The sequence below is a fragment of the Streptomyces griseocarneus genome (assembly GCF_014655595.1).
GTDB classification, from domain to species: Bacteria; Actinomycetota; Actinomycetes; order Streptomycetales; family Streptomycetaceae; genus Streptomyces; species Streptomyces griseocarneus.
In genome coordinates, this window is record NZ_BNBL01000007.1 from 147,899 (window position 1) to 160,151 (window position 12,253).

Sequence of the window (12,253 nt, forward strand, 5' to 3'; positions counted from 1 at the left end):
GGCTCCGGGGCTCCGCCGCGCGCTACCGCGCGTTGAAGTACTTCGCCTCCGGGTGGTGGATCACGATCGCGTCCGTGGACTGCTCCGGGTGGAGCTGGAACTCCTCCGAGAGCTGCACGCCGATGCGCTCCGGCTCCAGGAGGTCCGCTATCTTCGCGCGGTCCTCCAGGTTGGGGCAGGCGCCGTAGCCGAGGGAGAAGCGGGCGCCGCGGTACTTCAGGGCGAACATGCCCTCGACGTCGTCCGGGTCCTCCGCGCCGAAGCCGAGCTCGGCCCGCACGCGCGCGTGCCAGTACTCGGCGAGGGCCTCGGCCAGCTGGACGGACAGGCCGTGCAGCTCCAGGTAGTCGCGGTAGGCGTCCGCCGCGAAGAGCTTCGCCGTCGCCTCGCCGATCCTCGAGCCGACCGTGACGACCTGCAGGCCGACCACGTCCGTCTCGCCCGATTCCTCCGGGCGGAAGTAGTCCGCGAGGCACAGCCGGCGCCCGCGCCGCTGGCGCGGGAAGGTGAAGCGGGTGCGCTCGGTGCCGTCCTCGTGCAGGAGGATGAGGTCGTCGCCCTTGCTCACGCACGGGAAGTAGCCGTAGACGACGGCGGCCTCCAGCAGGTTCTCCGTGTGGAGCTTGTCCAGCAGGCCGCGAAGGCGCGGCCGGCCCTCGGTCTCGGCCAGCTCCTCGTACGTCGGGCCGGTCGTGCGGGCCTGCTTCAGGCCCCACTGGCCCTTGAACAGCGCGCCCTCGTCCAGCCAGGACGCGTAATCCTTGAGCGGAATGCCCTTGACGACGCGCGTGCCCCAGAAGGGGGGTTCGGGGACGCGGTTGTCCACGGCGACGTCCGAGCGGACGGCGCCCTCCGGCTCCTCGACCTCCAGGACGGCCACGTCCCGCTTCGCCACCCGCCGCTGCTTGAGCTCCGGCAGGGCCGCGCCCGGCACCCCCCGCTTGACGGCGATCAGCGCGTCCATCAGGCGCAGGCCCTCGAACGCGTCGCGGGCGTAGCGCACCTCGCCCTCGTAGATCTCGTGGAGGTCCTGCTCGACGTACGCCCGGGTCAGCGCCGCACCGCCGAGGATCACCGGGTAGGTGGCCGCCAGCTTGCGCTGGTTCAGCTCCTCCAGGTTCTCCTTCATGATGACGGTGGACTTCACCAGCAGGCCGGACATGCCGATGACGTCGGCCCGGTGCTCCTCGGCGGCCTCGAGGATGGCCGAGACCGGCTGCTTGATGCCCAGGTTGACGACGTTGTAGCCGTTGTTGGACAGGATGATGTCGACGAGGTTCTTGCCGATGTCGTGGACGTCGCCGCGCACGGTGGCGAGCACGATCGTGCCCTTGCCCTCGGCATCGGACTTCTCCATGTGCGGCTCGAGGTAGGCGACCGCGCTCTTCATCACCTCGGCCGACTGCAGCACGAACGGCAGCTGCATCTGGCCGGAGCCGAAGAGCTCGCCGACGACCTTCATGCCCTCCAGCAGGGTGTCGTTGACGATGTCGAGCGCCGGGCGTTCGGTCAGCGCCTCGTCGAGGTCGGCCTCGAGGCCGTTCTTCTCGCCGTCGATGATGCGCCGGCGCAGCCGCTCCTCCAGCGGCAGGGCCGCCAGCTCCTCGGCCTTGCCGGCCTTCATGGACTTGGTGTCCACGCCCTCGAACAGCTCAAGGAACCGCTGCAGCGGGTCGTATCCCTCACGGCGGCGGTCGTAGATCAGGTCGAGGGCGACCTCGCGCTGCTCCTCCTCCAGCCGGGCGATCGGCAGGATCTTGCTGGCGTGCACGATGGCCGAGTCCAGGCCCGCCTCGACGCACTCGTTGAGGAAGACGGAGTTGAGCACCATGCGCGCGGCCGGGTTGAGGCCGAAGGAGATGTTCGACAGGCCCAGCGTGGTCTGGACGTCGGGGTGGCGGCGCTTGAGCTCGCGGATGGCCTCGATGGTGGCGATGCCGTCGCGCCGGGACTCCTCCTGGCCGGTGGCGATGGTGAAGGTGAGGCAGTCGACGATGATGTCGCACTCCCGCACGCCCCAGTTCCCGGTGAGGTCGGCGATCAGCCGCTCGGCCACGGCCACCTTGTGCTCGGGCGTACGGGCCTGCCCGTCCTCGTCGATGGTCAGGGCGATCAGCGCGGCGCCGTGCTCCACCGCCAGCCGGGTGATGCGGGCGAAGCGCGAGTCGGGTCCGTCGCCGTCCTCGTAGTTGACGGAGTTGATCACGGCCCGGCCGCCCAGCTTCTCCAGTCCCGCCCGGATGACGGCGGGCTCGGTGGAGTCCAGCACGATGGGGAGCGTGGAGGCGGTGGCGAAGCGGCCGGCGATCTCGGCCATGTCGGCGACGCCGTCCCGGCCGACGTAGTCCACGCACAGGTCGAGCAGGTGCGCGCCCTCGCGGATCTGGTCGCGGGCCATCTCCACGCAGTCGTCCCAGCGGCCCGCGAGCATGGCCTCGCGGAACTTCTTCGAGCCGTTGGCGTTCGTCCGCTCGCCGATGGCCAGGTAGGAGGTGTCCTGCCGGAAGGGCACGGTCTGGTAGAGCGAGGCCGCCCCCGGCTCCGGGCGCGGCGCGCGCTCGGTCGGGGTCAGGTCCCGCACCCGCTCCACGACCTGCCGCAGGTGCTCCGGCGTGGTGCCGCAGCAGCCGCCGACCAGGGACAGCCCGTACTCCCTGACGAACGTCTCGTGGGCGTCCGCCAGCTCGGCGGGAGAGAGCGGGTAGTGCGCGCCGTTCTTGCCCAGCACGGGCAGGCCGGCGTTGGGCATGGCGGAGACGCGGGTGCGGGCGTGGCGCGAGAGGTAGCGCAGGTGCTCGCTCATCTCGGCGGGGCCGGTGGCGCAGTTGAGGCCGATCATGTCGATGCCCAGCGGCTCCAGCGCGGTGAGCGCCGCGCCGATCTCGGAGCCCAGCAGCATGGTGCCGGTCGTCTCGACCGTCACCTGGACCAGCAGCGGCAGGTCCACGCCGGCCGCGGTCATGGCGCGCCGGGCGCCGACGACGGAGGCCTTGGTCTGCAGCAGGTCCTGGGTCGTCTCCACCAGGATCGCGTCGGCGCCGCCGGCGACGAGGCCCTCCACGTTCTGCTGGTAGGCGTCGCGCAGCGTCCCGTACGAGGTGTGGCCGAGGGTGGGAAGCTTGGTACCGGGGCCCACCGAGCCCAGGACCCAGCGGGTGCGGCCGTCGCCGGCGGCGAACTCGTCCGCCACCTCGCGGGCGATGCGGGCGCCGGCCTCGGATAGCTCGAAGATGCGTTCGGAGATCTCGTACTCGCCCAGGGCGGAGAAGTTGGCGCCGAAGGTGTTGGTCTCCACGCAGTCGACGCCGACCGCGAAGTAGGCCTCGTGCACCGAGCGCACGATGTCGGGGCGGGTGACGTTCAGGATCTCGTTGCAGCCCTCGAGCTGCTGGAAGTCCTCGAGGCTGGGGTCCTGCGCCTGAAGCATCGTGCCCATCGCCCCGTCGGCCACCACCACTCGGGTGGCGAGGGCCTCGCGCAGTTGCGCGGCTCGGGCGGGCAGAAGGGTCGATGGCGTACGCGAGGCCATGGATGTGCTCCCGGGTGTGCGACGGCTGTCGGCTTTACGCCCTCCCTGCAGAGGGCGCACGCCGCAAGCGTAGCCGTAGCGCGCCGCGCGGGCAGGGGGCGTCCCAGGGGGCGGACCGGCGGGGGCCGGCGGGCGGCGGTCGGGCCGGGGTGGCCGGATTGGGCCGGGAGGCGGGTCTCAGCGATCATGGACAAGCCTGCTGTCGGGTACCCCCTGGTCGGCATCGGCCGATAGTGTTCAGCATTGCCGAACGGATACAAACGGATACAGCCGGACGGCGGCGTGTAAGGAGGTTGCTCGATGGCACGGACCATCCAGTCGCTCGAACGGGCTGCGGCGATGCTGCGGCTGCTCGCGGGCGGCGAGCGGCGGCTCGGCCTGTCCGACGTGGCCTCCGCGCTGGGGCTCGCCAAGGGAACCGCGCACGGCATCCTGCGGACGCTGCAGCAGGAGGGGTTCGTCGAGCAGGACCCCGCGTCCGGCCGCTACCAGCTGGGGGCCGAGCTGCTGCGGCTGGGCAACAGCTACCTGGACGTGCACGAGCTGCGGGCCCGGGCCCTGGTGTGGGCGGACGACCTGGCCCGCTCCAGCGGCGAGAGCGTCTATCTGGGCGTGCTCCACCAACAGGGCGTGCTGATCATCCACCACGTCTTCCGGCCGGACGACAGCCGGCAGGTGCTGGAGGTCGGCGCGATGCAGCCGCTGCACTCCACCGCCCTGGGCAAGGTGCTGTGCGCCTACGACCCGGTGGCGCACGCCGAGGTGGCCGAATCCGACCGCCAGGCGTTCACCCCCACCACCGTCACCGCCCTGCCCGACCTCGAGGGCGTGCTCGATCTCACCCGGGCCCGCGGCTGGGCCGCGGACGTGGAGGAGACCTGGGCGGGCGTGGCCTCCGTGGCGGCGCCCATCCACGACCGGCGGCGGATGCCGGTGGGCGCGGTCGGCATCACCGGCGCCGTGGAGCGCGTGTGCGAGGACGGCGAGCTGCGGGCCCGGCTGGTCGCGGCCGTACGCGACTGCGCGCGTGCCGTCTCCCGCGACCTGGGCGCCGGGCGCTTCTGACCCCCGGCCCCGGGGGCCGCCGGATGCCCCGATGGGCCCGGCCGGAATCCCGGGTCGCGGGCATCCAGGGGCCCTTCGAGGGCCCCTCGAGACCGCCTCGTTACCGGCCGGTATCCAAACGTAGATTTACGGCCAGTTGGCCGAGAGTTTCCGGTCACAGAACCCTTGACGCGCCCTTAACCGTGCAGAAAACTGCCGTGCATCGGTCGGCATTGTCGAACACCTAACGACAATATTCGCTATGGTGTGCAGTGCCACGGGACCGATCACCGCCCTCACGGAGGGCGCGGACCACCGGAGGGACCCGGGGTTCGCCTTCCCCTGGACGAAGGACAAAGGAGTCGCGGGTGTCCAGCTCCGACATCTTCACCGGTGAGCTCATCGGTACCGCAGTGTTGATCCTGCTCGGCGGCGGCGTGTGCGCCGCCGTCACCCTGAAGCGCTCCAAGGCGCAGAACGCGGGCTGGCTCGCCATCACGTTCGGCTGGGGGTTCGCCGTACTGGCCGGTGCGTACATCGGCACCAAGTCCGGTGCGCACCTCAACCCCGCCGTCACCCTCGGCCTGGCCATCGACGGCGCCGTCGAGTGGAGCGACGTTCCGCTCTACGTCGGCTCCCAGATGCTGGGCGCGATGATCGGTGCGTCGCTGGTGTGGCTCGCCTACTACGGTCAGTTCAAGGCCCACATGACGGACCCGGAGCTCGTCGCGAGCCTCAACCCCGCCGAGGGCATGGTCGACCAGACCGTGACGCCCGAGGCCGGCCCGGTGCTGGGCGTCTTCTCGACCGGCCCCGAGATCCGCAACGTGGTGCAGAACCTCGTCACCGAGATCATCGCCACCGCCGCGCTGGTGCTCTTCATCCTCACCATGGGTCTGACCAAGGGCCTGGCCACCAGCGGCACGGGCACCCTGATGGTCGCCCTGGTCGTCGTGGGCATCGGCCTCTCGCTCGGCGGCCCGACCGGTTACGCCATCAACCCCGCCCGTGACCTCGGCCCGCGCATCGTGCACGCGCTTCTGCCGCTGCCCAACAAGGGCGGTTCAGACTGGGGCTACGCCTGGATCCCGGTGGTCGGCCCGCTCGTCGGCGCCGCGCTCGCCGCAGGCATCCACAAGATCGCGTTCTGACCAGCACCCGCCGAGACCCTTCAGATTTCAGGAGCACACTCCACATGACCGAGACCACCGGCACCCACGCCCAGGGCCCGTTCATCGCCGCGATCGACCAGGGCACCACCTCCTCCCGCTGCATCGTCTTCGACCGCGACGGACGCATCGTCTCCGTCGACCAGAAGGAGCACGAGCAGATCTTCCCGAAGCCGGGCTGGGTCGAGCACGACGCCATGGAGATCTGGACCAACGTCCAGGAGGTCGTCGCCGGCGCCGTCGAGAAGGCCGGCATCACCGCCGCCGACGTCAAGGCCATCGGCATCACCAACCAGCGTGAGACCACGCTGATGTGGGACAAGAACACCGGTCAGCCGGTCTACAACGCCATCGTCTGGCAGGACACCCGCACCGACGCCCTGTGCAAGGAGCTCGGCCGCAACGTCGGCCAGGACCGCTTCCGCCGCGAGACGGGCCTGCCGCTGGCCTCCTACTTCTCCGGCCCGAAGGTCCGCTGGCTGCTGGACAACGTCGAGGGCCTGCGCGAGCGCGCCGAGGCCGGCGACATCCTCTTCGGCACCATGGACTCCTGGGTCATCTGGAACCTCACCGGTGGCACCGACGGCGGCGTGCACGTCACCGACGTCACCAACGCCTCCCGCACGATGCTGATGAACCTCCGCAGCCTCGACTGGGACGAGCGCATCCTGGAGTCCATGGAGGTCCCGGCCGCCGTGCTGCCGGAGATCCGCTCCTCCGCCGAGGTCTACGGCACCGCCAAGGGCGGCGCCCTCGCCGGCGTGCCCGTCGCCTCCGCGCTCGGCGACCAGCAGGCGGCCCTCTTCGGCCAGACCTGCTTCTCCGAGGGCGAGGCCAAGTCGACCTACGGCACCGGCACGTTCATGCTGATGAACACCGGCGACGAGCCCGTCAACTCCTACAACGGCCTGCTGACCACCGTCGGCTACCGCATCGGCGACCAGAAGCCGGTCTACGCCCTCGAGGGCTCCATCGCCGTCACCGGCTCCCTCGTGCAGTGGATGCGCGACCAGATGGGCCTCATCAAGAGCGCGGCCGAGATCGAGACGCTGGCCAGCTCCGTCGAGGACAACGGCGGCGCCTACTTCGTGCCGGCCTTCTCCGGCCTGTTCGCCCCCTACTGGCGCTCCGACGCGCGCGGCGTGATCGCGGGCCTGACCCGCTACGTCACCAAGGCGCACATCGCCCGCGCCGTGCTCGAGGCCACCGCCTGGCAGACCCGCGAGATCACCGACGCCATGACCAAGGACTCCGGCGTCGAGCTGACCGCGCTCAAGGTCGACGGCGGCATGACCTCCAACAACTTGCTGATGCAGACGCTCTCGGACTTCCTGGACGCCCCTGTGGTGCGCCCGATGGTCGCCGAGACCACCTGCCTCGGCGCCGCCTACGCCGCCGGCCTGGCCGTCGGCTTCTGGCCGGACACCGACGCCCTGCGCGCCAACTGGCGCCGGGCCGCCGAGTGGACCCCCCGCATGGACGCGGACACGCGTGACCGCGAGTACAAGAGCTGGCTCAAGGCCGTCGAGCGGACCATGGGCTGGATCGAGGACGAGGAGTAATCATGACAACCCCGCAGAGCGTTCCGACCCTGGGAACGCACCCGGCTGCCGGCGCCAACCCGGGCCGCGCCGAGACCCGGGACCGGCTGTCCAACGCGACGTACGACCTCCTGGTGATCGGTGGCGGCATCCTGGGCACCTCGGTGGCCTGGCACGCCGCGCAGTCCGGTCTGCGGGTCGCGATGGTGGACGCCGGCGACTTCGCCGGCGCCACCTCCTCCGCCTCCTCCAAGCTCGTCCACGGCGGTCTGCGCTACCTGCAGACCGGCGCGGTCAAGCTGGTGGCGGAGAACCACCACGAGCGCCGGGTGCTGGCCAAGGACGTGGCCCCGCACCTGGTCAACCCGCTCACCTTCTACCTGCCCGTCTACAAGGGCGGCCCGGTGGGCGCGGCCAAGCTCGGCGCCGGTGTCTTCGCCTACTCGGCGCTGTCCGCCTTCGGCGACGGCGTCGGCAAGGTGATCTCCCCGGCCAAGGCCAAGGCCGACAACCCCGGTCTGCGCACGGACAACCTCAAGGCCGTGGCGGTCTACTACGACCACCAGATGAACGACTCCCGCGTGGCCGTCATGACGGTCCGCGCGGCCGTCGAGTCCGGTGCCGTGGTCCTCAACCACGCCGAGGTGACCGGCCTGCGCTTCACGCACGGCAAGGTGACCGGCGCGGAGCTCAAGGACCGCATGGACGGCACCGAGTTCGGCATCGACGCGCGCGTCGTCCTCAACGCCACCGGCCCGTGGGTGGACCACCTGCGGAAGCTGGAAGACAAGGGCGCCGCGCCGTCGATCCGCCTCTCCAAGGGCGCGCACATCGTGATGAAGCGCAAGTCGCCGTGGAAGGCCGCCATGGCCACCCCGATCGACAAGTACCGCATCACCTTCGCCCTGCCGTGGGAGGACCAGCTGCTGCTGGGCACCACCGACACCCAGTACGAGGGTGACCCGGCGGACGTGCGCGCCACCGAGGAGGACATCCAGCAGATCCTCGACGAGGCGGCGTTCTCCATCCAGGACGCGGACCTCGACCGCGACCTGATGACGTACGCCTTCGCCGGCCTGCGGGTGCTGCCCGGCGGCCCCGGCGACGTGGCCCAGGCCAAGCGCGAGACGGTCGTCTCCGAGGGCAAGGGCGGCATGCTGTCGGTCGCCGGCGGCAAGTGGACCACCTACCGCCACATCGGCCGTACGGTCATGAGCAAGCTCGCCAAGGTGCCCGGCAGCCCGCTGACCGAGGACATGGAGCCCGTCTCCAGCCTGGTCCGCCGCACCCCGCTGCCCGGCGTCGCCAACCCCAACGCGGTGGCCCACCGCCTGCTGGTGGACCGCGAGCCCGGCAGCCGCATGGACCCGCTGACGGCCCGTCACCTCGCTACCCACTACGGCTCGCTGTCCTTCGACATCGCGCGCCTGGTCAACGAGAACCCCGAGCTCGGCGAGCGGATCCACGAGGACGGCCCGGAGATCTGGGCCCAGGTCGTCTACGCCCGTGACCACGAGTGGGCCGCCACGGTCGACGACGTGCTGCGCCGCCGCACGACCCTGACGATCCGCGGCCTGGACAACGAGGACGTCCGCACCCGGGTCAAGGACATGCTGAACGACAAGAGCTGACGCTCTTCCGGCCGGACGAGCGGAAGGGGAGGGACGCCCCGGGCGTCCCTCCCCTTCCGCATGCGAACCGAACGCAACCGACGCGGGCTCGAACACGTCCCTCGAAGGGAAGAGGGGGACGACATGAACCGGCCAAAAATGCGGCGCAGGACGCTGTTCAGGCGCGTCGCGGTGCGCATCGCGCTCGGCCTCGCCCTGCTGGTGCTGATACCCGTGGTAACGGCGGGCAGCGCGCTGCGCGCCTCGTACGCGGGCTCGCCCGCCCACGACGCGGTCACGCGCGGCAGGGACGCCATCTGGCTGGGGCACGCCTGGATCGACGGCCGCCGCGGCGAGGCCGACCTGGCCCGCCTGAAGCGGCGGATCGGGGACACGGGCATCCGCGACCTGTACGTGCACGCCGGCCCGCTCGAGCACGACGGCACGCTGCCCGCCTCGGCGTACCGCAACGCCGCCTGGCTCATCGCGGCCGTGCACCGCGAGCTGCCGGGCGTGCGGGTGCAGGCGTGGCTGGGCAACAAGCTGGTGACCGGGCCGGACGGCGCGGGGCTGTGGCTGGGCTCGCCGGCCGCCCGCGCCGCCGTGGTGACCTCCGCGCGCCAGGTGATGCGGGCGGGCTTCGCGGGCGTGCACGTGGACGTCGAGCCGGTGCCCAGCGGCGACGCGGACTTCCTCGCCCTGCTCGACGCCCTCCGCCCGGCCGTGCGGTCCGCCGGCGGGGTGCTGTCGGTGGCCGCCCAGCAGATCGACCCGCTGCCCTCGATGCACAGCGCGGCCCGCGTGATGGGCAGCAAGAAGTGGTGGACCCAGAGCTACTTCGGCAAGGTCGCCCGCCGGGTGGACCAGATCGCCGTCATGTCGTACGACACCGCGCTCCCGTGGGAGAACCTCTACGGCGGCTACGTGGCGCGGCAGACGGCACTCGCCCTCCAGGCGGCCCCGGCGACGACGGACCTGCTGATGGGCCTGCCCTTCTACCACACCGACAACTGGGGCCATCAGAGCCGGGCCGAGACCGCGGCGGCCGCCGTGCGCGGCGCCCGGCTGGGCCTGAGCCGCGAGGACCACGGCCGGCAGCGGTTCGGGATGGCCCTGTACGTGGACTTCGCGGCGACCGAGGCGGACTGGCGTGCCTACCGCGGCGAATGGGGCGTGCGTGGCTGAAAGGCCTCCCCCTCGGGGGCTGCGAAGGGGGGTCGTCGAAGTCGTAGGCTTGGGGCACACACAAGACAACCGCAACTGCACGGAACGGCAACCGGCGACACCCTGGACATCCGAGGGGCAGGCCGGTCGGAAGGAGGCGCTGGGTGATCGAGCTTGAGGGGGTTCCCGAGCTGATCGACCCGGTGATGATCTGTGCCTTCGAGGGCTGGAACGACGCCGGTGACGCCGCCTCCAGCGCGGTCGCGCATCTGGACCGGGAATGGAAGGGCGAGGTCTTCGCCGCGCTCGACGCGGAGGACTACTACGACTTCCAGGTCAACCGGCCGACGGTCTGGCTGGACGGCGGTGTCCGCAAGATCACCTGGCCGACCACCCGGCTCTCCGTGGTGCGCACCGGCGGCGACAAGGGCGCGCCGCGCGACCTCGTCCTCGTGCGCGGCATCGAACCGAGCATGCGCTGGCGCTCGTTCTGCAACGAGATCCTGGGCTTCGCCCACGAGCTGGGCGTGGAGATGGTGGTGATCCTGGGCTCGCTGCTCGGGGACACCCCGCACACCCGGCCCGTTCCGGTCAGCGGCGTGACCTCCGACCCGGACCTGGCGCGGACCCTGGACCTGGAGGAGTCCCGCTACGAGGGCCCCACCGGCATCGTCGGCGTCCTCCAGGAGGCGTGCACCCACGCCGGCGTCCCGGCGGTGAGCCTGTGGGCGGCCGTCCCGCACTACGTCTCCCAGCCGCCGAACCCGAAGGCCACCCTGGCCCTGCTCAACCGCCTCGAGGACCTGATCGACCTGCGCGTCCCGCAGGGCGAGCTCCCCGAGGACGCGCGGGCCTGGCAGCTGGGCGTGGACCAGCTGGCCGCCGAGGACAGCGAAGTCGCCGAGTACGTCCAGTCGCTGGAGGAGGCGCGGGACACCGCGGACCTGCCGGAGGCCTCCGGCGAGGCCATCGCCCGGGAGTTCGAGCGCTACCTGCGCCGCCGCGACGGACAGCCGGGCCAGCCCGGCCAGGGCGGGGGGCTGGCGGCGGAGCCGGGCCTGGCCGAGGGCGGCCGGGACGCCTCGTACCTCAGGGACACCACGAGCGGCCGTACGCGGCCGCCCAGGCCCTCCGCGAAGGACGAGGACGAGGGCGCGTCCGAGGGCCCCGAGCGGGGCCAGGACGGCCCGAAGGACGAGGACTGACCCTCCCGTCCCGGCTTTCGCGGTTTTTTGACGCGACGCACCGTAACGGTCCGCCGTACACTTGTCTGCCCGGTGAAGGCCGGTTCACCGCCCCGTACGGGGCTGGGGGACCGGCCTTCTCGTCCCCCAGGAGGTGTGCGGATGACCAGCAGCATTCCCGCTGTCGATAACCGTCCGGAAGCATCGGCCCTGCAGGCCGTCCTGCTCGACATGGACGGCACGCTGGTCGACACCGAGGGTTTCTGGTGGGAGGTCGAAGTCGCGGTCTTCGCCGAGCTGGGGCACCAGCTGCTGGAGGAGTGGCGCGAGGTCGTCGTCGGCGGCCCGATGGCGCGCAGCGCCTCCTTCCTGATCAAGGCCACCGGCGCGCGGATCGCGCTGGCCGAGCTGTCCGCCCTGCTCAACAGCCGCTTCTCCGAGATGATCGTCCGCGGGGTGCCGCTGATGCCGGGCGCACGGCGGCTGCTGGCCGAGCTGGCCGCGCACTCGGTGCCGACGGCGCTGGTCTCGGCCTCGCACCGGGAGATCATCGACCGGGTGCTGCACAGCCTGGGCCCGCAGCACTTCACGCTCACCGTCGCGGGCGACGAGATCGCCCGGACCAAGCCGCACCCCGACCCGTATCTGCTGGCCGCCGCCCGGCTGGGCGTGGACCCCGCGCGCTGTGCGGTGGTGGAGGACACCCTCACGGGCGTGACGGCGGCCGAGGCGGCCGGCTGCCGGGTGGTGGCGGTGCCCTCGGTGGCGCCGATCCCGCCGGCCGTGGGCCGTACGGTCGTGGGCTCGCTGGAAGAAGTCGACTTGTCTTTTCTGCGGGGCCTGATCAAGGTCTGAGCTCCCGCGGAAGGTGCTCACGGGAATGCACCGGCGCATGCACTGAGCGTGCGGCGCCGGAATGACCAAGAACTCTTAGCGTTTGATCGATTGTTTTCCGTGACGAATGCGGCGGCTGAATTCACACGGTCGGCCGGGGAATCGCGCACGTGACGTT

Annotated in this window: 8 protein-coding genes; 7 read left to right on the forward strand and 1 reads right to left on the reverse strand. The window is 71.3% G+C overall.

Annotation, left to right across the window (positions count from 1 at the left end; genetic code table 11):
- Positions 1–22 precede the first annotated feature (22 nt).
- Complete coding sequence (gene metH, locus IE295_RS19305; protein WP_190064944.1) at positions 23–3,529, reverse strand: methionine synthase; 3,507 nt, start codon at positions 3,527–3,529, stop codon at positions 23–25.
- 300 nt (positions 3,530–3,829) lie between these two features.
- Between metH and IE295_RS19310 the strand changes: the two genes are divergently transcribed.
- From IE295_RS19310 to IE295_RS19340, 7 genes are all read left to right on the forward strand, one after another.
- Entirely contained in the window at positions 3,830–4,594 is a 765-nt protein-coding gene (locus IE295_RS19310) for an IclR family transcriptional regulator (RefSeq protein ID WP_190064945.1), read from the forward strand.
- A gap of 347 nt (positions 4,595–4,941) precedes the next feature.
- Entirely contained in the window at positions 4,942–5,724 is a 783-nt protein-coding gene (locus tag IE295_RS19315; RefSeq protein WP_190064946.1) for an MIP/aquaporin family protein, read from the forward strand.
- Between the two features lie 44 nt (positions 5,725–5,768).
- Complete coding sequence (glpK, locus tag IE295_RS19320; protein ID WP_190064947.1) at positions 5,769–7,304, forward strand: glycerol kinase GlpK; 1,536 nt, start codon at positions 5,769–5,771, stop codon at positions 7,302–7,304.
- Between the two features lie 2 nt (positions 7,305–7,306).
- A complete protein-coding gene (locus IE295_RS19325) occupies positions 7,307–8,914 on the forward strand; it encodes a glycerol-3-phosphate dehydrogenase/oxidase (RefSeq protein WP_190064948.1) in 1,608 nt (535 codons plus the stop codon).
- A gap of 123 nt (positions 8,915–9,037) precedes the next feature.
- A complete protein-coding gene (locus IE295_RS19330; protein ID WP_224323187.1) occupies positions 9,038–10,078 on the forward strand; it encodes a glycoside hydrolase family 18 protein in 1,041 nt (346 codons plus the stop codon).
- A gap of 143 nt (positions 10,079–10,221) precedes the next feature.
- Positions 10,222–11,262 (forward strand): PAC2 family protein, encoded by a 1,041-nt coding sequence (locus IE295_RS19335; protein ID WP_190064950.1) that lies wholly within the window; start codon positions 10,222–10,224, stop codon positions 11,260–11,262.
- A 141-nt stretch (positions 11,263–11,403) separates the two neighbouring features.
- Positions 11,404–12,096 carry an HAD family hydrolase gene (locus tag IE295_RS19340; RefSeq protein ID WP_190064951.1) on the forward strand — a complete coding sequence of 231 codons (693 nt, stop codon included), beginning with the start codon at positions 11,404–11,406 and terminating at the stop codon, positions 12,094–12,096.
- Positions 12,097–12,253 lie beyond the last annotated feature (157 nt).

Bases quoted from the DNA above. Each gene is read 5' to 3' on its own strand.
- glpK (WP_190064947.1), top strand. From the start codon at position 5,769: ATGACCGAGACCACCGGCACCCACGCCCAGGGCCCGTTCATCGCCGCG.
- IE295_RS19310 (WP_190064945.1), top strand. From the start codon at position 3,830: ATGGCACGGACCATCCAGTCGCTCGAACGGGCTGCGGCGATGCTGCGG.
- metH (WP_190064944.1), bottom strand. From the start codon at position 3,529: ATGGCCTCGCGTACGCCATCGACCCTTCTGCCCGCCCGAGCCGCGCAA.
- IE295_RS19340 (WP_190064951.1), top strand. From the start codon at position 11,404: ATGACCAGCAGCATTCCCGCTGTCGATAACCGTCCGGAAGCATCGGCC.
- IE295_RS19330 (WP_224323187.1), top strand. From the start codon at position 9,038: ATGAACCGGCCAAAAATGCGGCGCAGGACGCTGTTCAGGCGCGTCGCG.
- IE295_RS19325 (WP_190064948.1), top strand. From the start codon at position 7,307: ATGACAACCCCGCAGAGCGTTCCGACCCTGGGAACGCACCCGGCTGCC.